Annotated in this window: 24 protein-coding genes; 7 read left to right on the top strand and 17 right to left on the bottom strand. The window is 50.8% G+C overall.

What is annotated here, in order from left to right; translation table 11 throughout:
* Positions 1–74 precede the first annotated feature (74 nt).
* The 10 genes from IMY23_RS11325 to IMY23_RS11370 all read right to left on the bottom strand — a co-directional run bounded on the left by IMY23_RS11325 (position 75) and on the right by IMY23_RS11370 (position 8,645).
* Complete coding sequence (locus IMY23_RS11325) at positions 75–653, bottom strand: 5-formyltetrahydrofolate cyclo-ligase (RefSeq protein ID WP_192822190.1); 579 nt, start codon at positions 651–653, stop codon at positions 75–77.
* Between the two features lies 1 nt (position 654).
* Positions 655–2,211 (bottom strand): bacillithiol biosynthesis cysteine-adding enzyme BshC, encoded by a 1,557-nt coding sequence (gene bshC / locus IMY23_RS11330; RefSeq protein ID WP_192822191.1) that lies wholly within the window; start codon positions 2,209–2,211, stop codon positions 655–657.
* Positions 2,212–2,812: 601 nt separating this feature from the next.
* On the bottom strand, positions 2,813–4,180 hold the full coding sequence (rimO, locus tag IMY23_RS11335; protein ID WP_192822192.1) for a 30S ribosomal protein S12 methylthiotransferase RimO: 1,368 nt from the start codon (positions 4,178–4,180) through the stop codon (positions 2,813–2,815).
* Between the two features lie 414 nt (positions 4,181–4,594).
* Complete coding sequence (ftsY, locus tag IMY23_RS11340) at positions 4,595–5,554, bottom strand: signal recognition particle-docking protein FtsY (protein WP_192822193.1); 960 nt, start codon at positions 5,552–5,554, stop codon at positions 4,595–4,597.
* 99 nt (positions 5,555–5,653) lie between these two features.
* The gene (locus tag IMY23_RS11345; RefSeq protein WP_192822194.1) at positions 5,654–5,806 is read right to left on the bottom strand and encodes a DUF4295 domain-containing protein; all 153 of its coding nucleotides are present in this window, start codon (positions 5,804–5,806) and stop codon (positions 5,654–5,656) included.
* Between the two features lie 2 nt (positions 5,807–5,808).
* The gene (gene rpmG / locus IMY23_RS11350; protein ID WP_062543030.1) at positions 5,809–5,997 is read right to left on the bottom strand and encodes a 50S ribosomal protein L33; all 189 of its coding nucleotides are present in this window, start codon (positions 5,995–5,997) and stop codon (positions 5,809–5,811) included.
* A 211-nt stretch (positions 5,998–6,208) separates the two neighbouring features.
* Positions 6,209–7,828 (bottom strand): aminopeptidase P N-terminal domain-containing protein, encoded by a 1,620-nt coding sequence (locus IMY23_RS11355; RefSeq protein WP_192822195.1) that lies wholly within the window; start codon positions 7,826–7,828, stop codon positions 6,209–6,211.
* A gap of 9 nt (positions 7,829–7,837) precedes the next feature.
* A complete protein-coding gene (rpmB, locus tag IMY23_RS11360; protein WP_192822196.1) occupies positions 7,838–8,077 on the bottom strand; it encodes a 50S ribosomal protein L28 in 240 nt (79 codons plus the stop codon).
* Between the two features lie 110 nt (positions 8,078–8,187).
* Positions 8,188–8,385: a DUF5522 domain-containing protein gene (locus tag IMY23_RS11365; RefSeq protein WP_192822197.1), complete on the bottom strand. Its 198-nt coding sequence runs from the start codon at positions 8,383–8,385 to the stop codon at positions 8,188–8,190.
* An 89-nt stretch (positions 8,386–8,474) separates the two neighbouring features.
* Positions 8,475–8,645: a hypothetical protein gene (locus IMY23_RS11370; RefSeq protein WP_192822198.1), complete on the bottom strand. Its 171-nt coding sequence runs from the start codon at positions 8,643–8,645 to the stop codon at positions 8,475–8,477.
* Positions 8,646–9,273: 628 nt separating this feature from the next.
* Here IMY23_RS11370 and rocD point away from each other — a divergent pair.
* The 3 genes from rocD (at position 9,274) to hemB (ending at position 13,482) form a co-directional block, all read left to right on the top strand.
* The gene (gene rocD, locus IMY23_RS11375) at positions 9,274–10,515 is read left to right on the top strand and encodes an ornithine--oxo-acid transaminase (RefSeq protein WP_192822199.1); all 1,242 of its coding nucleotides are present in this window, start codon (positions 9,274–9,276) and stop codon (positions 10,513–10,515) included.
* A 656-nt stretch (positions 10,516–11,171) separates the two neighbouring features.
* Positions 11,172–11,891 (top strand): hypothetical protein, encoded by a 720-nt coding sequence (locus tag IMY23_RS11380; RefSeq protein WP_192822200.1) that lies wholly within the window; start codon positions 11,172–11,174, stop codon positions 11,889–11,891.
* Between the two features lie 607 nt (positions 11,892–12,498).
* Positions 12,499–13,482 carry a porphobilinogen synthase gene (hemB, locus tag IMY23_RS11385; RefSeq protein ID WP_192822201.1) on the top strand — a complete coding sequence of 328 codons (984 nt, stop codon included), beginning with the start codon at positions 12,499–12,501 and terminating at the stop codon, positions 13,480–13,482.
* Positions 13,483–13,616: 134 nt separating this feature from the next.
* On the opposite strand, the gene IMY23_RS11390 is transcribed toward hemB, so the two are convergent.
* Both IMY23_RS11390 and IMY23_RS11395 read right to left on the bottom strand, forming a co-directional pair.
* Positions 13,617–16,484, bottom strand: coding sequence for a FlgD immunoglobulin-like domain containing protein (locus IMY23_RS11390; protein ID WP_192822202.1), 2,868 nt, complete (start codon positions 16,482–16,484; stop codon positions 13,617–13,619).
* Positions 16,485–16,626: 142 nt separating this feature from the next.
* Positions 16,627–17,013 carry a hypothetical protein gene (locus tag IMY23_RS11395; protein WP_192822203.1) on the bottom strand — a complete coding sequence of 129 codons (387 nt, stop codon included), beginning with the start codon at positions 17,011–17,013 and terminating at the stop codon, positions 16,627–16,629.
* Between the two features lie 119 nt (positions 17,014–17,132).
* Between IMY23_RS11395 and IMY23_RS20155 the strand changes: the two genes are divergently transcribed.
* The 4 genes from IMY23_RS20155 (at position 17,133) to IMY23_RS11410 (ending at position 19,403) form a co-directional block, all read left to right on the top strand.
* Positions 17,133–17,255 carry a hypothetical protein gene (locus tag IMY23_RS20155; protein ID WP_255430316.1) on the top strand — a complete coding sequence of 41 codons (123 nt, stop codon included), beginning with the start codon at positions 17,133–17,135 and terminating at the stop codon, positions 17,253–17,255.
* 34 nt (positions 17,256–17,289) lie between these two features.
* Positions 17,290–18,102 carry a metallophosphoesterase gene (locus IMY23_RS11400; protein ID WP_192822204.1) on the top strand — a complete coding sequence of 271 codons (813 nt, stop codon included), beginning with the start codon at positions 17,290–17,292 and terminating at the stop codon, positions 18,100–18,102.
* 4 nt (positions 18,103–18,106) lie between these two features.
* The gene (locus IMY23_RS11405; RefSeq protein WP_192822205.1) at positions 18,107–18,715 is read left to right on the top strand and encodes a hypothetical protein; all 609 of its coding nucleotides are present in this window, start codon (positions 18,107–18,109) and stop codon (positions 18,713–18,715) included.
* 151 nt (positions 18,716–18,866) lie between these two features.
* A complete protein-coding gene (locus IMY23_RS11410) occupies positions 18,867–19,403 on the top strand; it encodes a CopD family protein (protein ID WP_192822206.1) in 537 nt (178 codons plus the stop codon).
* Positions 19,404–19,626: 223 nt separating this feature from the next.
* Here IMY23_RS11410 and IMY23_RS11415 read toward each other — a convergent pair whose 3' ends face one another.
* The 5 genes from IMY23_RS11415 to IMY23_RS11435 all read right to left on the bottom strand — a co-directional run bounded on the left by IMY23_RS11415 (position 19,627) and on the right by IMY23_RS11435 (position 26,138).
* Positions 19,627–20,907, bottom strand: a complete 1,281-nt coding sequence (locus IMY23_RS11415) for a hypothetical protein (RefSeq protein ID WP_192822207.1) — start codon at positions 20,905–20,907, stop codon at positions 19,627–19,629.
* A 394-nt stretch (positions 20,908–21,301) separates the two neighbouring features.
* On the bottom strand, positions 21,302–21,850 hold the full coding sequence (locus tag IMY23_RS11420) for a transposase (RefSeq protein WP_192822208.1): 549 nt from the start codon (positions 21,848–21,850) through the stop codon (positions 21,302–21,304).
* 461 nt (positions 21,851–22,311) lie between these two features.
* Positions 22,312–23,511 carry a homogentisate 1,2-dioxygenase gene (locus tag IMY23_RS11425; protein WP_192822209.1) on the bottom strand — a complete coding sequence of 400 codons (1,200 nt, stop codon included), beginning with the start codon at positions 23,509–23,511 and terminating at the stop codon, positions 22,312–22,314.
* A gap of 170 nt (positions 23,512–23,681) precedes the next feature.
* Positions 23,682–24,338, bottom strand: a complete 657-nt coding sequence (locus tag IMY23_RS11430; RefSeq protein WP_192822210.1) for a hypothetical protein — start codon at positions 24,336–24,338, stop codon at positions 23,682–23,684.
* A 159-nt stretch (positions 24,339–24,497) separates the two neighbouring features.
* Entirely contained in the window at positions 24,498–26,138 is a 1,641-nt protein-coding gene (locus IMY23_RS11435; protein WP_192822211.1) for a S41 family peptidase, read from the bottom strand.
* Positions 26,139–26,167: the final 29 nt, after the last annotated feature.

A 26,167-nucleotide genomic window follows, 5' to 3' on the forward strand; every position in this document is an offset into this window, starting at 1 on the left:
AGAAATTTAAACATGCTCTGAAGCGGTAGAACCCTTAAAAACGGAAGAAGAAAGAAATGAGAAGGGATTTGGACTCAGGAAAAAGTGTAGATTTTCTCTGGCGTAATCACCGCGTCTAAGGTGAAATCACTGGCTTCGGCGTCATCAATCACGTCTACCGGGGGCGTTAATGAAAGGCCTATTTTCTGGCTGGAGGCCGGAATTAGCGCCAGGAAACGGTCATAAAACCCTTTGCCGTAGCCCACGCGGTGGCCTTGCTGGTCGAAACAAAGCAATGGCACCAGCACAGTGGTCATCTCAGACTCCGGCACGGGCAGTGAATTCACCGGCTCCGGAATGCCCCACCGGTTCTCCTGCAGCCCGGTGTCTGGGTTCAGGTGGAAATGGGTCATGGAGAAATCAACCGGGTTGGCAACCGGCACCACCACCTGCGTCTGCGGAAATTCGGCCCAAAGTTTTCGTACAATGAGCCACGTGTCTAGTTCATGGTGCTTCTTGATGGGCAGAAATGTGTGTACCGACCCGCCCTGGGTTGGAGCATAGTGCGCGAAGAATAGGTCAGCGATCTGTTGGCTTTGCTGTGCGAGTTCTTCTGCCGACAGGCGTTTGCGCCGGGCCAGGTACTCTTTCCGCAGGTATGCCTTCAATGCCATGCTATTCCTCCTCCAGTACAGTAAACGTAAACGCGAACGGTTCAAACGCGTCTACCAAGGCTTGGATAAACTGAGGGTTGTTGGTCTGGTAGGTAAGCAGGTTGTCTACGCGCTCTTGCAACACGCCCGTGGGGAATAGCTTTTCCTTGAGGTTGGCCAGTTGATTGTAGGCCGTGTCATTCTTGCTTTCAATGGCCTTGTTGAGCTTCTTCTCCAACATCTGGAAACTGTTCTGCGCTTTCTGGCCTTCGGCACCCACGGCTTTCACCAGGGTAGGGTCAATGGTTTGGGCCAGTTCCTCTACTTGTCTGAAAGCGGCTTCCACGGCTTCGCGCTGCGCGGCAAGGTTTATTTCCTCTTGATTTAATAACTCAGCCAGGCGCTTTTTGAGCTCGGACAGGTCTTTGAAGATTTCCGGCACGGTGAGACCCAGTTTCTCCAGGCGCTGCGCGTTGGGTTTGGTCACGTACATGGCCGAGTTGCGCAGCATCACCGCCGGATACGGCACGTCAAACGCCTCAAACATGCCTTTCAACTGAAACCAATAGGCCACTTCGGCGCCGCCGCCAATGTAGGCCAGGTTGGGCAACACCAGTTCCTGATACAGCGGGCGCAGCACCACGTTGGGGCTGAAACGCTCTGGGTGCGCATGCACCTGCTCCAGCATTTCTGCTTGCGTGAACACCATGCCGCTGTTGAGCACTTTGTAGTGACCGTTTTCCAGCACAATGCGTTCGCGCAGGTTTTCGTCCAGGTAGAACAGGTTGAGCTCGCGCACCATCACCTGCGGTTTGTAGTGGGGCTCCAGCGCGGCATTGGTCTGGGTAACGGCTTTGTAGCTCAGCTGCTGGGTCAGTTCCTTTTCCACCACAGGCGCGAAGGCTTGCTTTAAGGCCACGCTGTCGCCGTCCAGGCAGACCACGCCATATTCGCCGAACAATCCGTTCACAATGCGCCGGGTGGCCTGGGCCAGGGTAGCGCTCTCGGTGTAGGCTTCCTCAAACAGCGGATAGTGCTCGGGCATGGCATCCAGGAGCTCGTTCAGGCCATCGGTGGACAATCTACCCACAGCGCCGCCGGCTTCTTGCTCCCATTCGTACTTCTTCCCGAACAGGTTGAAATGGTTCACCTCGGCAAAGTCATGGTCCTCGGTGGCCATCCAATACACGGGCACAAATTTCTGCGCAGGGTACGCTTTCTGCAGTTCGCGGGCAGAGGTGATGGCCGTGACAATCTTGTAAATAAAGTACAGCGGACCGGTGAACAAGTTGAGTTGATGACCGGTGGTGATGGTAAACGTTTGCTCTCCGGCCAAGGCCGAAATATTCTCCTGCACCGCGGCGCTTGTTTCCAACCCTTGGTATTGGCGTTGCAGTTCCTCTACCAAGACCTGCCGCTGCGCCGCCGGGAAGTTGCGCTGCTGCATTAGTTGCTTAAAGGCAGGAATCTCAGGAAAAGCGGCGTAGAACGGCTGGAGCCTGGCATCTTGGTTCAGATAGTCCAGCACAAGCGAAGAGAAGGCACCGGTGGCGCTATAGTCAATACAGGAAACTTTCATACAGTGGGTGCGGCCCAAAATGATTGGCTAGCCGTGCAAAGGTAAAATCTATTTTCAGAATACGGTGCTACCTACGTTTTGCAACAGCCGGCTGCTGGTATTGTTGGAGAAACTGCCGTTTAATTGTTGATTGCTTATGGCTAATTGTTGTTCTCCCTTTCCCGTTTTTGCCCTCGTTTCTGAAAATGGGGCCAAAAACAGGAAAATGATAGTAGTTGCCAAACGCGGATTCTCCCCTTGAGAGTAGCGTAGAGGAGTGTTTGCATCTGCTAAGGTTTTCTGTATTCTTAGCGCGGAAGTTACTTCCGTGCTTATGTGGAAAAGTCACGGAAATAACTTCCGCGCCATAGATGCGGGTTTTCCCCTCAAGGGGAGAATCATCTGCCATGCGTAGAGTCGCTGTTTCACAGCGAGGGTCGTCAGAAGACTACCCAACATCCGTGGGCATGAGTCTGGAGACTCGCGCCAGCGAAAATTTCTAACTAGGCCAGCAAGGGACTTAGCAGAAATGAAAAGACCTCACAGGTTTTGAAAACCTGTGAGGTCTGAATCTCTTTTTCCGTTTTTGGCTCCGTTTTCAGAAATGAGCCCGAAAACGGGATTAAAGAATTATAGATTCCTGCATGGCTATATGTTTTTGCTCTACGGCAGCGGAAGTTCCAACTACTTCACCGTACAGGTCAAAGTCTGTGGAACTGGTGATTTTCACATGGGCGAAGTCTCCCAAACGCACATAGGTACTGTCTGCGGGCACCAACACTTCATTGTCAACTTCCGGGGAGTCATACTGGGTACGGCCCACGAAATAGCCACTCTCCTTCCGGTCGAACAGGACTTTGTAGGTGTTGCCTACTTTCTCCTCGTTCATCTCCATGGAAATACCTTGCTGCAGTTCCATGATGATGTCGGCGCGCTCCTGTTTTACTTCGTCTGGCACATCATCAACCAAGGTATGGGAATGCGTGTTTTCTTCGTGGCTGTAGGTGAAAATACCCAAACGGTCGAAACGGCTTTCCTCTACCCAACGGTACATCTCCTCAAAATCCTGCTGCGTCTCCCCAGGGTGACCGGCAATCAAGGTTGTTCTCAAGGCGATGTCTGGCACGCGCTGACGGATGGTATCTACCAGTTCCAGCGTGCGGCGCTTGGAAATACCGCGGCGCATAGTCTTGAGCATGTTGTCTGAGATGTGCTGCAACGGCATGTCCAGGTACTTGCAGATGTTCTCGCGCTCTACCATTACGTCTAGGGCATCCATCGGGAATTGGCTTGGGTAGGCGTATTGCATTCTAATCCACTCAATGCCATTCACGTCTGAAAGGCGCTGTAACAACTCAGCAAGTTTGCGCTCACCGTAGTGCTGCAAGCCGTAATAGGTCAAATCTTGGGCAATGAGAATCAATTCTTTGGTGCCCATGTTGGCTAGGCGCGTGGCTTCTTTCACCAGGCTGTCCATGGGACGGTCAACGTGCTTGCCGCGCATGAGCGGGATGGCGCAGAACGAGCAGGGACGGTTACAGCCTTCGGCGATTTTGAAATACGCGTAGTGCTTGGGCGTAGTGAGCAGACGCTCGCCAATGAGTTCATGCTTGTAATCAGCGTCCAGCGTTTTCAGCAGCTGCGGCAATTCCAAGGTTCCGAAATAGGCATCTACCTGCGGGATTTCAGCTTCTAAAGAGTCCTTGTAGCGCTGCGAGAGGCAACCGGTCACGTAGAGTTTGTCAATGGCCCCGGCTTCTTTGGCATCGGCGTACCGCAAAATGGTGTCAATAGATTCCTGCTTCGCGTTGTCAATGAAGCCGCAGGTGTTCACAATGATGATATTGGCGTCGTCTTTCTCCGAGTCATGCACCACGTGGCGGTCGTTGGCCTGCAACTGGCCCATGAGCACTTCAGAATCTACCAGGTTTTTGGAGCAACCCAGCGTGATAACGTTGTATTTGTCTTGTTTAAGCGATCTTACTTTCACGTGCCTGTCTTAGGTGATCTTGATTAGGGTGGCAACAACCAAATTGGGGTATTTGGTTTACTGTGTGCCGTTTTATTTGAATTCAGGCTTTATAGAGCCTGAATTTTGATTCATTTTTAATTCTCCTCTGGTTCAAGTTTTCAACTTGGACCTACTATTTTCTGAAGTTTGCACCTTCAGTGAGGCGACAGCCTCAACGTGCGCATTCCTCGCTTTCTCTTTTCAATCTGCAAAAAAAGCAAGTTGAAAACTTGCGGCATTGGTGGCTCCAAGTTGAAAACTTGAAGCAGGAAACGCTTTTCTAGTTCGCCCACAAGATCCTTTCAGGATGACAAAAAAGGATTAGGGAAGCAATGATTTTACATTTCCGTTTTCGGCTCCGTTTCCAGAAATGAGCCCGAAAAAGGCAACTACTTACTTCTTAGAAAACAGTGAATCAACAAACTCGCGCTTGTCGAAAATCTGGAGGTCTTCTACTTTCTCGCCCACGCCAATGTATTTCACGGGAATCTTGAATTCATCTGAGATGCCAATGATGACGCCGCCTTTGGCGGTTCCGTCCAGTTTAGTGACGGCTAGGGCGGTGACTTCGGTGGCTTTGGTAAACTCGCGGGCTTGGATCACGGCGTTCTGACCAGTGCTGCCGTCCAAGACCAAGAGCACTTCGTGTGGCGCGGCGTCAATGACTTTCTGCATCACGCGCTTGATCTTGGAGAGCTCGTTCATGAGGTTGATCTTGGTGTGTAGACGGCCAGCGGTGTCAATAATCACCACATCGGCGCCCATCTCTACGCCTTTTTTCACGGAGTCATAGGCCACGGCGGCGGGGTCTGTGTTCATACCGTGGTCAATCACCGGAATGCCCACGCGGTCGCCCCAAATCTTGAGTTGATCCACGGCGGCGGCTCTGAACGTGTCACCGGCACCCAGCACTACTTTCTTGCCCGCCTTGTGGAACTGCGAGGCCAGCTTACCGATGGTAGTGGTCTTGCCCACGCCGTTCACGCCTACCACCATAATCACGTAGGGCATGCCACCGGTGTCTGGCAAAGAGAAATCGGCGGCCACGCCGCCTTTGTTCTCCTCCATCAGGTCCATGATTTCTTCCCGAAGGATTTTATCCAGGTCAGAGGTGCCTACGTATTTGTCGCGGGCCACGCGTTTCTCAATGCGGTCAATGATCTTGACGGTGGTGCCAATCCCCACATCTGCATGTACCAGCACGGTCTCCAGTTCATCCAGCACTTCTTCGTCTACCTTGCTCTTGCCCACAACGGCTTTGCTGAGTTGGTCAAAGAAACTGGTTTTGGTTTTCTCAAGGCCTTTGTCCAGAGATTCCTTTTTTTCTTTGCTGAAGAAACCGAATAGTGCCATGGCGGAAGTTTAAGCGGGTGTTGGTGAAATAGGAATATACCAAAAAAGTCCCGCGTAAGGTGGGACTTTCATAGGTATATCAGGATGCGATATAGGCAATTATTTTTTCAGGGCGTCCTGTACTTGGTCAACAGGCACCATCTCTTCTCTGAAGGTGTAAGCACCCGTCTTAGGAGATTTTACTGCTTTGATGATCTTGGCCCAGTCTTTACCAGTGGCGGTCTTCAGGGTTGCTACTACTTTCTTAGCCATGGTTATTTAATTTCTTTATGAACGGTAACTTTCTTCATGAAAGGATTGAACTTCTTCATCTCCAAACGCTCCGGAGTGTTCTTTCTGTTTTTGGTAGTGATATACCGAGACATGCCAGGTACGCCGGAGTTTTTCTGCTCAGTGCACTCCAAAATCACCTGAACTCTATTGCCTTTAGCTTTCTTTGCCATCGCGAAGTTGATTTTTATTTAGGACTGCAAATATACAGCCTTGATTCTTGAATTACAAACAGGTCTGCTACTTTTTTGTGGTGGTATCAGGTAGCACGTATCAGGTAGCAGGATTTTAGATTAAAAAGGTTTCCGTTTTCGGGTTCGTTTCTGAAAATGAAGCCGAAAACGCCAAGAGAAAATCCTGCTACTTGATACTTGCTACTTGATACTACTTCAACACCGGCAGCTTGAAATTATCCAGCGGGCTAGGCTGCGCCATAGTGGCTTCAATCTCTTTGATGGTACGCGGGGCGCCTTTAGACAGGTTCTCCCAGCCTTTCTCGGTGATCAGGATATCATCTTCAATGCGCACGCCAATGCCCCACCACTTCTTGTCGCAGGGGCTGCCTTCGGGGATGTAGATGCCGGGCTCCACCGTGATTACTGAATTGGGTTTTAAAGGGCCGTAGGTGCCGCGGTCGTGCACGTCTAAGCCAATGTAGTGCGACACGCCGTGCATGGTGTAGCGGCGCGCTTCCTGCGCATTCTTAATGATGCCTAACTTGATCAGGCCATCAGTCATTACTTTCTGGGCGGCTTGGTCTGGCGCGTTGAAGGCGTTGCCCGGTTTGCAGGCGTTGAAACCTGCCTCCTGCGCGGCATAGACCAATTCATAGATTTGCGCTTGCGCCGGGCTGAACTTGCCGTTTGCCGGAATGGTACGGGTCACATCGGCGGTGTAGCCGTGGTACTCCGCGCCCAGGTCCATCAAAACTAAATCTGTGCCCAGTTTGGGCTTCTCGTTTTCCACGTAGTGGAGAATGCAGCCGTTGTTGCCCGCGCCCACAATGCTGGGGTAGCCCTCATACTCGGCCCCGTACTTTTTATAGACGAATTCATGGATGCCCTGCACCTCGGTCTCAGACATGCTGGGGTGCATGGCTTTCATGACTTCCACCTGCCCAATCGCCGACATGGCCACGGCTTTACGAAGCAAGGTCAATTCTTGCGGAGTTTTCACTTCGCGCATTTCAGAAAGTGCGCCGTCCAGCCACGTAATATCTGCTTTTTCTTTGGGCATGCCCTTCACCACGGCCGCGCGCGCCGCTGCGTCTTTGGCATTCACATAGGCGTTGAGGGTAGGATTTTTGGCGAGGTTGGGATTGGCCCGCATCTGGCGCTGCACTTCCTGTTGCACGCGGGCGCCGCCTTGTGCATCGTACATTTTTATAATCTGGAAGAGCTCCTGGTGCGCGAAATCTTTGCCTTCGGTGAGCCCGATTTTCTGCTTGAACTGCGCCACCAAATCATACAGATCAGCGGAGTTGTTAGGATCATTCCGGACGTCATGCGGAAGCTCCAGGAACAGAATCTGGTCATAGGCCGCGGTGTCCAGCTTAAAACCGGCGAAGGCGGTAGCAGGCAAGGCATGCGTTAGGCCCAGGTGCCGCTCCACGCCTTCCTCGCCCAAGCGCTTGCCGGTCCAGGACTCAGCCTGCGGGTTGCGGGCCTGCGCGAACAGGATTTCCTCAGTGGCTACGCCATTGACCATGTGCTGGTCAGAGAACAGCAGCAGCACAGCGTTGGGCTCGCGGTAGCCGGTGAGGTAGTAAAAATCTGGGTGCTGGTGGAAGTGGAAATCCACGTCGTTGGCGCGGTTCCGGATGGGGTTGGAAAAAAGAACGGCAACGGAGCGAGGGGGCAGCTGTTGCCGCAGGACCTCTCTCCGTTGCCGGTGAAATTCTTTATCCAGGAAATCCGAGGGTTTGTCGGGGCCGGTGTTTTGCGCGGCCACGCCCAAGGGCAGCGACACCAGCAATGTGAAACAAAGGTGTCGCAGGAAATTCATGGCTGAAGCTTAGTAAACGATATAACCGTCTTCTTTGGCTTTCTTCAACACGGCGGAAATACCGTTCTTGGTGATGTTGCGCAGGGCAGACGTAGAAACTTTCAAAGTAACCCAAGCATCTTCCTCTGGTATGAAGAAACGCTTCTTCTGCAGGTTCGGGTAGAATTTACGCTTGGTCTTGTTGTTGGCGTGCGATACGCGGTTACCTACCTGCGTTCTCTTACCGGTTAAATCACAAACTCGTGCCATTGTATCGTTAGTATCGTTTATTACAAAAGGGATGCAAATATCCGCATAAAGATGCGCAATGTCAACCCTATCTCTTAAAATTTTCTTTCAATCCCTTCTCAAGAAGCAATTTACCCGCTTTTACCTCCACCGTTGCTTGGGTTGCCGGGCTGTTTTGGGGCTTCTTTGCTGAATCCGTAGGGGCAATGCTTGCAGCCGCTCTTGCAACAGAAGCCCCGGCGTTTGTGGTATTGCTCGGTGAACACCATCAACCCCTGTTCATTGAAATACACGTCGCCGGGTTCTAAAGGCAGGGGTTTGGGGGCCATGGGGCAAAGATAAGGGTTTAGCGCTATTGCTAAGAACTAATAGCTTTCTTTGGTTTCTTTCATCGGTCATCCTGAGCTTGTCGAAGGATCTAACGATGATTGTTGCGTTGATTAAGTTTCACTGTTTTCTTGCCATGCGCCCCGTTGTTGGTGTTATCACCAACAACCGAGTCTACCTCTCTAGCAGCTTTTGTGCATGCAGTTTGCTTTCCTTCCAAAATCCCGTTCCATCCCTTGCCCCACAAGACAGCCTTTTCCATAGCTTAACTCCGAGCGCTCACGGCCGCGAGGCCCCGCCTTCCCCTCTCGCACTGCCCGTCTTGGCCAATTCTGATATTTGTTTCATCGCAGCTGCCATACAAGGCCAACCCGCGAGGCGCTCGATGGAAAGGCTGGAAAAGGCGCGTGTTGATTGGCAGTCTGCGTTTCTGGAACTGATTTAATTGCGTTTTCGGGCTCTAAAATGGAAATGGAGGTGAAACTGGTAAATGCCTGTGCCGGTTGTAGAGACAAGGCACTGCCTTGTCTCTACGGTTGAGGTCCCGACTGCTGTTACTCAAAAGACCTCGTAGTGCGCGCAGCTCCTACGAGTGTCTCCGCCAATCCCGTTTTGGGGCTCATTTCCGGAAATGGAGGCTAAAACGGGTTTCCAGGTGGTAGAGACCAGGCACCGCCTTGTCTCTTACGCATTGCTTCCGCTATTTGGAATCACACTTCAAACAGCAGGTTGGCGGTGATTCCTACACATAATCCTTGGTGACAAACGCATGCAATCTGTAATTGAAGAGTTTTCGTTACTTTTATCTCTGAGAACGGTTCTGCCGTATCATAAACAGCTGGCCTGCTGTTTTTCACATCGGCTTGCCACTTTCACCAAACACCAAACGCATGAACACTGCCACCAATACCGCCAGCCAAGAAGCCATTGCCCTAGAAGACAAATACGGTGCCCACAACTACCACCCGCTGCCTGTGGTGCTCAACCGCGGCGAAGGCGTGTTTCTCTGGGACGTGGAGGGCAACCACTACTATGATTTCCTGAGTGCGTACAGCGCCGTGAACCAGGGCCATTGCCACCCGCGCATTATTGGCGCGCTCACGCAGCAAGCCCAGAACCTCACGCTTACTTCCCGCGCCTTCTACAATGACAAACTCGGCCCCGCCGAAAAATATTTGACCGAGCTCTTTGGCTATGACAAGGCTTTGTTGATGAACTCCGGCGCGGAGGCCGTGGAGACTGCTATTAAACTGGCGCGCAAATGGGGCTACAAAGAGAAAGGCATTCCGCCGCACGAGGCCGAGATTATTGTGGTGGAGCATAACTTCCACGGTAGAACTACCGGTATTATTTCCTTCAGCACTGATCCTAGCAGCACGGGCGGCTTCGGGCCGTATATGCCCGGCTACAAAGTGGTGCCCTATGACAACCTAGATGCGCTGGAACTGGCCTTGAAAGAAAATGCCCACGTGTGCGCGTTTTTGGTGGAGCCAATCCAGGGCGAAGCCGGCGTAGTAGTGCCCAGTGACGGCTATCTATCCAAAGCCAAAGCGCTCTGCGAGCAGTACAATGTGCTGTTGATTATTGACGAAATTCAGACGGGCATTGGCCGAACCGGCAAACTACTGGCCTCTGAGTATGACGGCGTAAAACCTGATATCCTGATTCTGGGCAAAGCCTTGTCTGGCGGCGTGTTGCCGGTTTCTGTGGCGTTAGCGAATGATGAAGTAATGCTCTGCATTCAGCCCGGCGAGCACGGCTCTACCTTTGGCGGAAACCCTTTGGCCTGCGCCGTGGCCGTGGCCGCGCTGGACGTGATCAAAGACGAGAAACTCACCGAAAACGCCATGCGCCTGGGCGAAATCTTTAGAGACCGCATGAACCAGATCAAAGCCAAGCGCCCGGAATTGGTGACCTTGGTACGCGGCCGTGGCCTGCTGAACGCCGTCATCATTCAGCCTACCGCCGATGGCCGCACCGCCTGGGATGTCTGCGTGAAACTGATGGAGAACGGCCTCCTGGCCAAACCCACGCACGGCGACATTATCCGCTTCGCGCCACCGCTGGTCATCACAGAGGAACAACTCAACGCCTGCTGTGACATCATAGAAAAGACGCTAGAGGAATTTTAACTAGTAACCCATTTCAAGACGAACCATTAATTTTTTAACCTATAAAAAAAGTTTGGAGAGCTATTAAATTCAAGGATTGAGTGGCTCTCCTCTTATATATCCAAATTTGATACAATCTTTTACACATACAATATTGCAATAAATTACATCTAACCCTTGCTTATAAATGATTATGAAAATAAGAGATTGTTTAAATTTATCTTTTGCGCTGCAATTCGGCATCAAAAGGTTCTGACGAAGCCATTTTTGAGTACCATAGCGCTGCTATGGTACTCAAAAATGGCTTCGTCAGAACCTTTTTCTCCAAAATTTCGCCTGGAAAATCAAAATTTAAGCAATCTCTTATCAGTTTTAAAAATCAGAAGGTTACTAAAAGATATTTTTTGATGTTTTTTTTCATTAAAAAACATCAAAAACTCAAATACCAATTTTTAATATATTTAAACTATAATTTTTTATCAAAAAAATTATAGTTACTTGATAGACACAAGTTTCCTTTTCAAGGATAGATAGAGACTCTATATTTATAATATAATCTAATTATAAGTACGGTTTTACTTTTTTTTAGAACTTAAACATTTTTGCATGGAGAAATGAAATTATCTATAAAGTAGCCATCTGTTGAATTAAAAAAATATAAAAATCAATTTGTAACCATGAAAACTTTATCAAAATTTTTATTATTCGCCTTCTTAATATTTTCTATTTCCTGCACTCAGGACACTGACCAACCTACATTTATCAGTGTAGATCAGAAAGTAGAGCAAGCTGTTAAAGCGCAATATAATATTAGCAAATTTAATATTGAAGCAACTCCTAATCAACTTAAATCAATTTTAGAAAGTGCTAAAGAACAAAGCAAATACTTTCAACAGTTTAAAGAAAAATTAGATTACAGTAATGTGAGGTTATTTACAAATGACAAAGATAACATAACGATTGCTATGATTAATTTTAAAGGCACTGATAAAAAAATACTCGTATTAAAAGGGGCTTTCAGCAATAGTGGTTTTCAAGTAGTTGAAAACTTCCTAATTGGATATTTACTTCATGATGGGAAAAACGGGAAAATAATGCTCCTAAATGGCAAAGAAGGGCTTACTATTGACATAGAAAATGGCGTTAATAAAATAAGGCCTATATTAGAAGAGGATGGCAAACTAAGTATAATAAAGGTTGATGATAGTGAAGGAAGGCATGGAGGTGATGGGTTTTGCCAGCGGGAGTCCGGAGAAACTTACGCTAAGTGTTTTGAAGAAGAATCTAAAGAATTTTGCGATAGTTTTGTGAGCTGCGTTTATTTCTTAAATCCTATAGTCGTTACAGTTGTAGCCGCATCATGTAACTGCAGCGCAGTAAGGCACCTCCCTCAATAACAAGAAGATTTAATTAAAACTATTCAATTTCCTTTTTATGAAATTTGATTTAAAAACAATTACAATTATTTGGTTAATCACTTCTATATTGGGAGCAACAGCCAAAATACTCCATATTAATGATTCTATAACAAACACCTTGTTATTTATCGGAATTTTCAGTTCTTTCCTTTTTTTAGCAATGTTGTTTTACCATGTTTTTTTCAGGAAGAAGGTATAGCATTGTATAATCTTTTAATTTTTACCCAAGAGCAAACTCTATTAGAGAGAGCTCTTGGGTTTTTGCTTTCAACATTTTTTACCTAAAAGAGACTGAACTGGTTCAACAAAAAGAAGCAGACGAATTCTGGGAAAAAGAACCAACAGAGCACTAAGCCAATTTTTGCCCCATTTCCAAAAAGAAGCTCAAAAACAATCTTCTACCTTTGGTATAAGCGCAGGTACCGGCCTGGGTAGGTTTGCCGTTTCAGAAAGCCGTACCTTTGCGCCAGCCTTTCCGCCGTTGCCCAATGTTTTCCAACTATTCGGCAAAAAGAGTGAAAGCTTTGTTGTTAGACCGGCACCGGATGCCATGTACGCTCCGTTGCTCACCAAGAAACTAGCTGCTATGAACCATTTAACCCGCCGCCCCCGCCGCAACCGTAAATCAGAGGCCATCAGAAGCATGGTGCAGGAAAACCACGTGGCCGTGCAAGACCTTATCTTCCCGCTGTTCATGATGGAAGGCGATAACCTGGCCGTGGAGATTACGTCCATGCCAGGCATCCACCGGTTTTCGCCGGACCGTTTGCTGGAGGAGATTGCCCAGTGTGTGGAACTGGGCGTAAAGACCTTCGCGCCGTTCCCCCAGATTGACGAGGCCAAAAAAGACCGCTTCGCGCAGGAAAGCAAAAACCCCGAAGGCCTGTACCTCCGCACCATTTCTGAGATCAAACAGAACTTCCCAGACGTGGTCTTGATGACCGATGTAGCCATGGACCCCTACAGCTCAGACGGCCATGACGGCATTGTGGACCCTAACGGCGAAATCATAAATGACGCTACCCTGGAGATTTTAGGGCAGATGGCGTTGGCCCAAGCCCAGGCGGGCGCCGATATTATTGGCCCCTCAGACATGATGGACGGCCGCGTGGCGCACATAAGACAGGTACTGGACAAGCACGCGTTTTACAACGTCTCTATCATGAGTTACACTGCCAAGTACGCCAGCGCCTTCTACGGCCCGTTCAGAGACGCCCTGGACTCGGCCCCCAAGCACGGTGACAAGAAAACCTACCAGATGAACCCCGCCAACAGCCGCGAGGCCCTGCTGGAGGCCGAACTGGACACCGCCGAGGGCGCAGACTTCCTGATGGTGAAACCGGCCCTCTCCTACTTAGACATCATCAAATTGCTGAAAGATAATTCGCACCTGCCCATTGCCGCCTACAACGTGAGCGGCGAATACGCCATGGTGAAAGCCGCCGCCCAAAACGGCTGGATTGACGGCGAACGCGTAATGAATGAAGTGCTCCTGAGCATGAAACGCGCCGGCGCAGACATCATTCTTACTTATTTCGCCAAGGAATACGCGCAGTTACTGAAGCGGTAAACTGCGTTTTTGGCTTCATTTCTGGAAATGAGCCCGAAAACGGAAAAGCCTGATCAAGATTACTGCATCATAAAATGAAATCGGCTGCCAGATATACCTGGCAGCCGATTTCATTTCTATAGGTTTTGTACTTTCTATCTGGTGTACACCATGCGCTTGGTGGAGTGCTGGCCGTCAATGGTCAATTGATACAGGTACGTGCCTGATGGCAACTCCTGGCCAGAGGCGCTTCTGCCGTTCCACTGCACCTGGTGCTGACCCGCCAGGCGTTTGCCGTTGGTGAGCGTGGCCACCGCTTTTCCGGTTAAGTCATACACCACCAATTTCACGTTGGCCGGTTTCTCTAAGGTAAAAGGAACGGTGGTCACGGCGCCATACCGGAACGGGTTGGGGTAGTTCTGGCCCAGGCCCAATTTGGCGGCGTTCACTTCTTCTTTAGACAACAATGGCCCGTTGTAGCGGCGGCTATACACCCCGTTTCCGTGGGTACCAACCAATACCAGGTTGTCGGTGGTGCGGCTGATGACCATGTCTACGGGTACTTCGCCAATGGTGCTGTGGCCGTCACGCAGCCAGGTGGTGGCGGTGCCGTTGAGCGCGGAGGTGGCGTATAGACCGGTGCTGGTGCCTACAAAGTATTTGGTGGAGCCGTCGGCGCCCGGCAGAATGCTCACCCAGCGGGTAGATGGTCCGTTGCCGTTCACGTTGCCGTTTTCCTCCAGGTTCCCAGAGACCGGAGACCAGGAAGCGCCGCCGTCAACGGTGTAGAACAAGCTTTGCACGCGGTAGTTGGTAAACACCACCACGGCTTTGTTGGCGTCACGCGGGTCAATGGCAATACAGTTGATGTACGCACCTGCCGGGAAGTTAGAGCCTGTGACGTCTAACCGCATGGGGGCCGGCACGGTGCCGTCCTGAAACTTATACAACTTACCGGTTCTGGTTCCGAAATACACCACATTGGCCGGCGATTTACTCACCGACACCGCCGTGATGGCTTCATTGGTGGCCAGGTTGGCAGCTACTTCCCAGCCTAAGGTAGATTGGTTGCCCGTGTTGCTCACCGGTATCTGAGCCAAGTTGTTGTTCCGCCACAGCGTGTCACCGGCTGGCAGGTACATGCGGTATTCATTGTTAGGGTCAATAGTATAAGGGTTCACAAACAGGTAACCGGTGGTTTTGGGTGGGTCAATACGCGCGTACCCGGTGCGTTGCCCGGCATCATTATAGGCATACCGGTACAAGGTGCCGTTCTGCGTAGACACAAACACTGAGTGCGTGGTAACCGCGGCAAACGCGCCGTCGCCGCCTAACTGTTCTACCCAGCCCGTTTGCTCATTGATATTGCCCACGGCCCAGCTGCCATTGTCTTGCATACCGCCTACCACAAAATCATCGGTGGTATTTAAGTCAATGGCCACAGTGTAAAACTGGGTGGTGCGGTAGCCTCGGTTCAAAGATTCCCATTCCACCACAGACTCTGTATTATCTGCGGTTCTGCTTACGCCGCCGTCATGGGCCGAGAGCATCACAGACGGATTGCTTCTGTAGAACACCACCTCATGGTTGTCTGGGTGATGGTTAGGGTACAGGGCGTAGCTGTTGTTGTTGATGGTATAACCGCCAATCTTGCGGGTAGTGCTGGTAGAAGAGAACCCGTTAGTGGATTTGTAAAGGTTGGTCCCGCCCAGAATCACAAAATTAGGGTTGTCTGGCCGCACCTTCACCACCATGTTGTAGCCAGTCTGCAAGTCTAAGTTACCAGAGGTGCCGCCCAGCATGGGCAGGTTGGTGCTTAAATCAGTCCAGATACCGCCAGAGCCGGTGCCGTCACCAGACACGTACTGGTATTTCCAAAGGTTGCCGCGGTTATTGAGGTTGGTGGTGGTGTACACCAGAAAGTAGACAATGTTCTCGTTGGAAGGCGCAATGTCCATGACAATGCGCCCGTAGGTGGCAGGAAACCCGGCAGGCGTGATATTGGCCCAGTTTACACCATTCACAGACCGGAAAATGCCTTTGGTAGAAGAGTTTCCGCCGCCGCCTGTTTGGCTCAGGCCGGCGTACATGACCCCGGTGTTGCCAATGGTTATGTCTGTGTAATAGGGATTGGTGCTGTAGTTGGTCAAGTCATCGGAGCCTAAGACCGGAAACCAGGACTCACCCCCATTGGTGGAACGCTGAATACCCGAAACCGTGGCGGCAAACACCTCGTCCTGCGCCAGGTTGGCGGGATTGGTGGCAACCCGGTGCACAAACTGCCACACGCTGCTGATTCCGTTAGCCTTGATAGGCACCTGGGTGGCCGGCAACTGGTTCCAGGTAATGCCGTTGTCAATGGATTTGAACACGCCGCTGCCGAGGTAAGGTGCGCCGGTCTTGTTGGCTGAGTTTCCTATGATTTCCCCGGTACCGTAGTACCAGGTATTCTGCTTGCCGGCTCTTTTGTCTTGGGCCACGGTGGTCACGCTGTGCAGTTGGTCGGCCCGGGTCACTTTGGTCCAGGAACTGCCGCCGTTAGCGCTGCGCCACATGCCCCCAGAAACACCGCCTGCCAGAAACAGGCTTTCATTAGTCACGTGCATGGCCAGGGCACGCGTACGCCCGCCCACGTTAAAAGGCCCTCTGGCGCTCCACTCAAACGTGGCCAGCTTGGCATAAGGGTTGGTAGACCGCTCCACCGCCTCAATAGTTGGCATCCGTTTGGAGTAGGCCAGCTCCAGTTCCCGCATGTTGGCTGGAATTCTGCCGGTGGCTGGGTCCTTGAGGCGGTCTATCTCATGTTGCTCCCGGGCAAACGGATTGTCTTTGCTGCCAATGGAGCCCGCTTTGTGCAGCCGGTGTTCACGGGCGGTGAGGCCCGCAGACGCTACGTCTTGCTCATTGAAATGTGATTTTCGGCTGTCACTAAATGGCAAAGACGAAGCGAAAAAAAAGGTTGCTCCAAAAAGCAGGAACAGAACGCAGGCGGCTAAGACATGCTGCCGGTAAAGTTGATTCATAAAACGCGTGATAGGTATAGACTAATTTGATAATTCAACACTATATGCGAGAGCCGTTAAAGCTGGTTTCTTCTCCTTCACTTCCCTGCAAAACCCTAGCAACTAAATAAGTCCGTGATACACAGCTTGTCTTGGCAATCTGCTAAACCTCAGCTCCTGCACCTGACAACGCCACGGTGTAGTGCTGCACAGTAAACAAAGTACTGTTTAGGGCAGGCGCCTGCATTTCTGCCTGCAACACCGTGCCCGGCTTGGCACCTGGCCAACCGTTGTCTGGGTTGAGCGTCATGGTGAAATACACCTCCACTACCTGCCCCGGCGCCAGCGTTTCTGTGAAAGACGAACCCAAGCCCAGCACTTGCCGCACCCGCCCCTCTGCCCTGTTGCACAGACCATTGCTAGCTGGTTCTGCAAGCGGCAGCACGTTGATCAGTTCCAGAATGACCTGGGCAGTGCCTGGCGCCAATGGGTTTTGCCCAGGCGCTGGTATTTTCTCCGTTACTTCCGCGCCCTTGCCTGCTGCCTGCATTCTACTTTTCTCCTTGATTAACAGACACGTTGCGCGCCTCTTACTGCTGACAGGCGTGCATGGTCACCAAACCGGCCAGGAATACCTATAGTTGCCTTTGGTGAACGCTTTTGGAAGCCATGGAAAACAAATATACTCATAAACCGCACACCAGCAGCGCCTTGTTGTTGATTATCTTGAAAATAGTAAAGGTCTGTAACCGGCCTGCCACCCTGGCAAGCAACTCTATTTCCATTAAATAGTATAGGGGTAATGAATAGCTTTACCAATATATTTATGAAAACTCTCAACCGCCGCCAACTGTGCGGCTGGCTGGCTTTCCTGCTCCTGCTTCCCTTTTCTTCCTGTGACTTGTTTGACTACCACCCCTATGAAGGGAACGTGACCTACAAGAACCTCACCGCTGAGAACGTGGCCCGCATCAAAGCCCTGGAATCTACCTTCCCGGCCCAGGCAACGCTTAAGTTTGCGTTCATCTCAGACACCCACAATTTCTTTGAGGAAAAAGAGGCCATGGTCAAAGACATCAACAGCCGCAACGTGGCCTTTGTGCTGCACGGCGGCGACATCACCAACTACGGGTTCACAGACGAGTTTGAGCGGTCGCACCGGGTGCTATCCAAGCTGAATGCGCCCTACGTGACCGTGATTGGCAACCATGACTGCCTAGGCGACGGAGACAAAATCTATCAGGCCATGTATGGGCCGCTCAACCATTCGTTCACGTTCAAAAACAACAAGTTCATCTTCCTCAACTCCAACTTTCTGGAGTTTGACGCCTCTGTGCCTGACCTTGACTATTTGCAGCGCGAACTGCAGGCCCCGGCAGACATCACCAACAAGTTTGTGGTGGCCCATATCTCCCCAGACCACGGCGAGGCCAACCCCGCCAAAGCAATGGGCTATGCCACGCTTATGCAGCAGTTTACCGTGGGCTTGTCTTTGCATGGGCATATACACGGCCACACGGTACGGCAACCGTACAATGACGGCATCACTTATCTTACCACGGCTTCAGCCAACAAACGCAACTATGTGATGGTCACCGTCACTGGCAATACCATTACCCATGAAGTTATTACTTTCTAAGGCCATGAAAAGAAGATTACTCCTTGCCCTCCTTTTTATAGCCTCCTGGAGCCAGGCCGCCGCGCAGGATACCCCCGAAAAACAGGACCGCCCCAAAAACAAGTGGTACGCACCAGATTACCTGGTGGCCCAGCACGCCGGCCTCATCGGGATTCTGGCGGCGGGTGTGGGCTATGACTTCGGGCGGCATGACCGCACCAACGTGGAGCTCATGTACGGGTTCACGCCCAACTATGGCATCAAAAATACCACGCACACGTTCACCACGCGCCTGTACTACCAATCACATCCCAAACCGCTGGTGGGCGACTTCAAAATTAGCTGGATCAGGGCGGGTGCGGGCATCAGCATGACCATTGGCGAACAGTTTGAGACCTTCTTCCCGAAGAAATACCCGCGAGGATATTACATCTGGCCTACCGCCACCCGCATTCTACCGTTTGTGGGCACCGCCGTGGGGCGCGACTTCAAAGGCAAAACCCGCCCGCTTTACGGTGAATTCTATGGGGAGATCGGCTCCGCCGATGTGCTCATCATTGACAAATACCGCAACAGCGGCATTGCCGTCACAGACATCCTGAACCTGGCCATTGGCCTGAGGCTGAAAATCTAAATTCCCGTTTTGGGGCTCATTTCTGAAAATGAGCCTGAAAACGCCTGCCTTTGTCTTCTTCACTGGAGCACAAAGGCAGGCGTTTTAGGTTTCTACGGTTTCATGCGCCATTTTTGCGGAATACAATTTGTGCCTGTCGCGCGCCTGCCCAATGAGCTATCTGTACCTCAAGTCTTTGCACATCATTTTTGTGGTGACCTGGTTTGCCGGGCTGTTCTACATTGTGCGCCTGTTTGTCTATTACGCAGAGACCGACCAGAAACCGGAGCCCGAGAAAAGCATTCTGCAACAGCAGTTCCAACTCATGCAGAAGCGGCTCTGGTACGGCATTACCTGGCCCAGCGCCGTACTCACGTTCATCATGGGTTTCTCAGTGGTCTACAGCCTGAACTTGCACCAAACCTGGCCCACCTGGCTTCTCTGGAAACTGGGTTTTGTGGCCGGGCTTTTCGCCTATCATTTATACTGCCACCGCATTTTCAGGCAACACCAGCGCAACCAAATCCACCAAAGCTCCACGCAACTGCGCATCTTAAACGAAGTGGCCACGCTTTTTCTGGTGAGCATTGTGTTTCTGGTAGTCTTGAAAAACGGACTCAGCGCCACCTGGGGCGTGCTTGGTTTTATTGGATTGTCTGTAGTTTTAATGGCGGCCATCATGATCTATAGAAAACTCAGGAAAGGCTAAACTTGGGTTGGAAGAAACCTGGGAGCGAAGGAAAACCTGTAGCCAGTCTTGCCTTCGGCGAAGCCGTTTTTGCCCTCATTTCCAGAAATGAGCCCGAAAACAGAAAACGTTTCCTGCCAGCTGCTTTCTTAAAAGCTGTCCTCAGGAACCGCCATAAAAGAGAATCGGCCCCTGAAGGACCGAATCAACTCAAACAACCAAAAAAAATCTTTAGAGGCGCGGCCTATTTGAACGAGGCCATCACTTTGTCATATTCATATTTTGAGCTCACCGTTTTGGCCGCATGGGCGAAGGCATCGCGCACGCGCTTGTCGTCTTTGGGCAGCTGGGTGGCTATCTTGCGCAGGAGCTTGCTCTTCTCATAGTCAGACGAAATTCCTTCGCTGGCTTTCAGAAGCGGCACATATTGGCTGCTGCCCAGGGTGCCCACTTTCAAGAGGTTGCCATAAGCTTTCACTTTCTCATAATCTGAGCCAATGGTGCTGATTAAGGGCAAGACCTGATCAAAATGCCTGATTACCTGCTTCTCGTGTTTCATAAACGGGCTCAGGGCCTGCGTGCGCTCATAATCTGAGCTCACTTTCTGCAGGGCTTTCATCGCAAACGCGAACTGTTTCTCGGTGAGTTCTGGCCGGGCCGCCAGGCTGGTCAGCAACTTACGCTTCTCGTAGTCTGAACTCATGCCGGCGCTGGCTTCGGCTATTCTGGTGAGCGTGCTTTCTGGCAGGTTTTCCTGCAAGAGCAGATGTTTGAGCGCCTTGGCTTTCTCATAGTCTGACCCCACGCCCGCGGCGGCTTTCACGTAGGCCTCGGCAATGCCGCTGTGGTTTAGCTTTGACGCCGGAATCTTGGTGAGCAACGACACCACTTCATAGTCTGAGTTCTTGGTCTGGCCCACCTGTTCCACCAGCGTCTGTAGGTCAGTGGGTTTCAGGTCTGGGTTGGCCAACAGGTAGCGGTACATTTTGGTCTTGCCTGAGCCGCTGGGCATGGTGGCGGTGTAGTCCAGCACTTTCGCGCTGCCGCCTTCCTGCATCAGGCGTTCGGCGCGGGCCTCTGCGCCAATGCCGGTGGTGGAGATAACCTCGGGCAGTTGCTGCGCCAACCAGGCTTTGCCGGCGGTGTTGTAGTCTTTGGGTTCATGGTCTACCCAATAAAAGCCCACCAACTCGCCGTTTTTGTGCTTGAGCACCACCATGTGCTCCGGCGCATTTTTCTCACGCACAGAATACTCAAACTTGCCCCCGTCACTTATGGCGATGATGGATTTCTCATCTGGCGCGATGGTGATTTTGCCCGTAGCCACCAGTTGTGAGCGGCGTCCGGTCTCATCTGTTCTGGTCAAAACCGTGTTGCCCTGGCTGGAGTTGTTGATGTAGGTGCCCTTGACCACATTGACACTGCTGTGCGACGGCTTTTTCTCGGCCTGGTCCTGGCTTGTGGCCGGCAAACAAACCGTTAACAACCCGAAGGCGAACATGGAGGAAAGTAAGAATGGACGCATAGCGGTAAGGTTAAGATGGAACAACACGGAACACAGCCCAGAAACGGATGCTGCTCTAAAAGACAACAAAGTGCGCGGGAGGTTGCACGTGGCTGTCTAAAATTCCTGCAGTTTCTCTTACAACCGCCGTGCCAGTATCTCAAATTATTCATTTACAGCAACTTACTGACATTCACCTTTGTAAACACTGTTCGCAATTGGACACCTTCTCTCCGTTTCCGGACAGTTTCTGTTTTGGGGCTTGTTTCTGGAAATGAAGGCGAAAACTGGAGGAAGTGATTTTTAGGGGAAGGCTAGATGCAGCTGCTGCCAATTTTTCAAAGGTACACTCCAGCAAGTTTAGCGCAGCGTAACTTGTGGGTTTACACGCAGGAAGTTTATCAACTTCCGTACACTACTCAATCAAAATCACAGGCACCAATCCTTTTAACCCGGCGTAATCCTTCGCGCTAGAATACAGATACTGTTCCGGCTCCTCTACCCAACCTTCCTTCACGGGGTTTTGGTGCACGTAGTCCAGCTTCTGGGCCAGCAGGGCATTGGTGCTTACCTCAATGGGATGGTTGTGCTGTTGCCAGAATTGGTATTTGGTGTTGTTGGGATTGCGCTGCCCCGCCCGTTCAAAGAGCCAGAGAAGCCAGCCTTTGCGGCTTTCCTGAGTGTTGGCGTCAATGGCTTTGGTAATTTCTTTGGAAGTATGCCGCTTTAAATCACGTAAGATATCCTCCAGTTTTTCACCCTTTGAGCCAATAATCAAATGTACATGGTTGGGCATCAGGCACCACGCATACACGTGCAGGCCTTTGTGCTGAATGCAATAGCGCAGGCTTTCCACAAAAATGTCTTTGTATTCCCGCCGGGTAAACACGTCTACCCAATATACCGTGGCAAAAGACACGAAATAGAGGAAGTCCTGGTCCTTTATTTTGTAGCTGCGGCTCATGGGGATGTACGTAAGTTTATAAACTTACTACGTTGGCTACCCACAAGTTACGCTGGCGCTAAACTTGCGGGAGAAATGAAATTCTTTTACCTGTAGGAGAAATAAACCATTACATAAGCAATGATAACAACTATAATTAGGCCTACAAAAATGTTTAAACATCCATACGATAAAACATCTGCAGGTTCATGCATATCTCCATGCCTTACCTCCTTAAACGACTTTGCCTTTTTTCCAGTCACCTTTGAGCGAATGAAAAAAAAGAGCCATCTAGCCGTGATACCTAAATATTCAAATATTAAAGATCGCATCTGTAGCCTATCCTAACTTTCACTACTTAATCTCCCGCAAGTTTAGCGCAGCGTAACTTGTGGGTTGGCACTGAGGAAGTTTATCAACTTCCTTATTCCAAACAAAATCCGTTTTCGGACTCATTTCTCAAAACGAGCCCCAAAACGGGTTTAGTCCATCATATCGGCGGGTCGGGGGGCGTGCGGGGCGACGTCTGGGTTCCAGCTCATGGGATAGTTTTGGTCCAGGAATTCCAGGGCGTCAACAGTTAAATACAGCGGCTTGAAGGTGTCAATCATCACGGCCAGTTCATGGGTTTCTTTCTTACCTATGCTGGCTTCCACGGTGCCAGGGTGTGGGCCGTGCGGAAGGCCGCTGGGGTGAATGGTGAACGAGCCAATGTCCACGCCTTTTCTGCTCATGAAATTACCGGCCACGTAATACAGAATCTCGTCTGAGTCTACGTTGGAGTGGTTGTAGGGCGCCGGAATTGCCAACGGGTGATAATCAAACAACCGCGGCACGAAAGAGCACACTACAAACCCCTGCGTCTCAAACGTTTGGTGCACGGGCGGCGGCTGGTGAATGCGGCCGGTAATGGGCTCAAAGTCATGGATGGAAAAGGCATACGGATAGAAATAACCATCCCAACCCACCACGTCCAGCGGCGAATAGTCATAGGTGTACTGGTGCAGAAAACCTTCTTTCTTAATCTGAAGCAGATACTCACCCGGCGCATCATCTAGAATCAATTCATGCGGTGGCCTGATGTCGCGCTCACAGTACGGGCTGTGCTCCAGCAGTTGCCCGAAGTGGTTTCTATAGCGCCGCACGGTCTCTACCGGGCTGAAGCTCTCGGTGATTAAAAGGCGGACGGGGCCTTCGTTCCATTTCCATTGGTGGATGATGGTTCTAGGGATGACCACGTAATCGCCGGCCTCTACCTCCAGCCGGCCCATCTGCGACAGCAAGGCGCCGGAACCTTCATGGATGAACACAATCTCATCTGCGAGCGCATTTTTGTAGAAATAGTCCATCTCGCGTTGCTTCGGGAGGCAGATAGAAATAGTGCAATCTTTGTTCATCAAGACCGTCTTGCGCGCGCTCAGGTAATCTTCGCCGGTGCTTTCGCCTTTGAAGGGGCGTAGATGGTACGGCGCCAGCGGCACGGTAGATTGCACCGGTCCGTACGGCACCGGTTCGCCAATGCGCGTGATGCGGGTGGGCGCATGGTTATGGTACAGCAACGACGACACCCCCGAAAACCCCAACGTACCCACCAACTGCTCATGGTACAAACTGCCATCGGGCTTTCTGAACTGCGTGTGCCGCTTCCGCGGAATGTTTCCTAATCTATGGTAGTAGGCCATTTGGTTAATGTGCTAATTAGGTAATGTGCTGATGTGCTAATTTTATAGATGCGTTTTCGGGCTCATTTCTGGAAATGAAGCCGAAAACAGGAGTTGAAAAAAACACCTCGCATAAGCAATTCAAAGTTGTGACACGAAGATACTTTTAAGGCTTATGCCTTGTTGTTTTCCTATTCAATAACGTTTACTGTTTCGCTATTAGACCAAACTACGGCATAGTTGTCAGCAAAATTCTCTGCTTTCTGTTTATATGCCTTGCTCCAGAAACGGTGGTACATACTGTCTATATGATGGCCAATCTCATGAAGCAATAAACGTTCAAGGTAATAGTCCTTAATTCTTTCTACTTCCCATTTTAGAAACCAACCATTTTCATCAGACCCGAGTTGGGTAGTGTAGGGAGCATAAAACTTAAGCTGCTTCAGTTCTGGCTTCTTGTCCCCAAAGCGCATTTTCAAATCATTCGGGAATGGATGAAGCACAATAAGGTTCACGCCGCTTCCACTTATAAAGCTGCCTTGAACCGCATTTCCATTCTGATAATCCGTTCTCTTTACCTTTCGAAACCAGACATGCGTTAATTCTTTGCTGTGCTCCTTAGGTAATTTTTCCAGAGTCTTCCTTACTTGCTCTGCTGTGACAGGAAAGAAGAAGTCCTTAGACGGATTGTCTTCAATGAAAATAGATGTCTCTTGTCCAGCAGATGGAGCAAGTAAGTTATGTTGGCTTTTAAAGATTTGGTCAGCTAATTTAGGGTGCCTCCTGCCTCCTTTCACATCTCCAAATTTCCTGCTCTTCTTCCAGGCTGTTTCTTTCCTATTTATCATATATACAAAGCATGCCAACTCTAAGATAGAAAAAAAGCATTCCTGTTTTCGGCTTCATTTCAAGAACTGAGCCCGGAAACAGGAAGTTAATCAAACAGTCTCAAATGAAAACAAAAAAGCGCCTGCCAGTTTTACCCGGCAGGCGCTTTCCCTTTACAATTACTTGCCTAAGCTAATCTGGCTGGCCTGCCCGAAGGCGCCCATGGCCTTCTGGAAATCTGGGTCAATCTCGTTGAGCACGGGGTAGAAACCTTCGGCGTCAAAACGGCTGCGGCCAATGTAGGCTTTGAGGTTATTCTTGATGGTGCGCTGCGAGCGTTGAATGTCTTTGTCTTCCACCTTTACACCGGCGCGCCTGGCTTCTTTTAGCAAGCCCTGGAACATGACGTCTGTGATTTGGAAGTTGGCTTTAAAATCAGCTAAGGCCATGTTCTCCAGTTTCTTCTTGTTGTCACGGGCGTAGTTCATGGCATACTCACGCAGAATGTTTTTGCGGTACAGTTCCATCAGCAGCGGCGTGTTGTCTAGGGTGTCACGGGGCACAAACACGTCTGGCATAATGCCGCCGCCGCCGTACACGGTGCGCCCGCGGCTGGTTTTGTACTTGAGCGAGTCATTGAACTTGATGCTGTCCTGGCTGAACAGTTCGCCGTGTTTGTAGCGGTTCATCAGATCCATTTCATAATCCTCCGTAGAATTAGGGTCATACGGTTTCTGAATGGACCTTCCGCTGGGCGTGTAATACCGGGAAATAGTCAAGCGCAACTCAGACCCGTCTGACAACGGAATGGGCACCTGCACCAAGCCTTTCCCGAAGGAGCGGCGGCCCACAATCAGGGCGCGGTCATGGTCTTGCAAGGCACCGGCCAGAATCTCAGACGCCGAGGCGCTGCCTTCGTTAATCAACACCACCACAGAACCCGCCTCAAATTCGCCTTTGGTGCGAGCGTAATAATCTGCGTCATATTTAGTGCCTTTGCCGTCTGTGTACACCAGTTTCTTGCTGCCCGAAATAAATTCATCGGCCATGCGGGTGGCATGGTCTAAGTAACCACCGGGATTGTCGCGCAGGTCCAGCACCAAACGCTGCATGCCTTGCTTTTTAAGGGCGGTCAGTTTGGTTTTGAATTCGTCAAACGTCCCGTTAGAGAAGCGGCTCACTTTGATATAGCCGGTCTGCTCGTCTACCATGTAGCCGGCATCTACTGACACAGACGGAATCTTGCGGCGCGTGACGGTGAACACGTGGGGCTTGGTTTCGCCGCGGCGCAGAATGGTCAAATTCACCTTGGAACCTCTGGGGCCGCGCAGTTTCTTGAACACCGTTTCATTGGTGATGTTGATGCCCGCAATGTTCTCGTTTTCTACTTTAATGATTTTGTCGCCGGCCTGAATCCCCACCTGCTCAGACGGACCGCCGTTGATGGGCGCAATCACGTAGAGCGTGTCTCTGAAGATGTTGAACTCCACGCCAATGCCGTCAAAGTCGCTTTCCAGGTAAGAACGGGCCATGCTCAAATCCTTAGACGGAATGTAAGACGAATGCGGGTCCAGTTTCTCCAGCATCTTACCAATGGCGTACTCAGAGAGTTGCTCAGTGTTCACGGTGTCCACGTATTCGCGGTCAATGTAGCTCAGAATTTCCCGGAACTTGAGGTAGCCCCGCGCCGTGCCCTGCGGATTGTTGGAGCTGGGCTGGAACAAGGTGGCGCCCAGCAAAACGCCCAGCGCTACCGCCACCCCCAAAAACAGCGGCAACCGTACCTGAAACAATGAATTGTTTATTTTTTTATCTTCCATCTTCTCAACCCGTAAGGTGTGTATGCCCT

Origin of the sequence: Rufibacter sp. LB8 (genome assembly GCF_014876185.1) — a bacterium.
Lineage (GTDB): Bacteria > Bacteroidota > Bacteroidia > Cytophagales > Hymenobacteraceae > Nibribacter.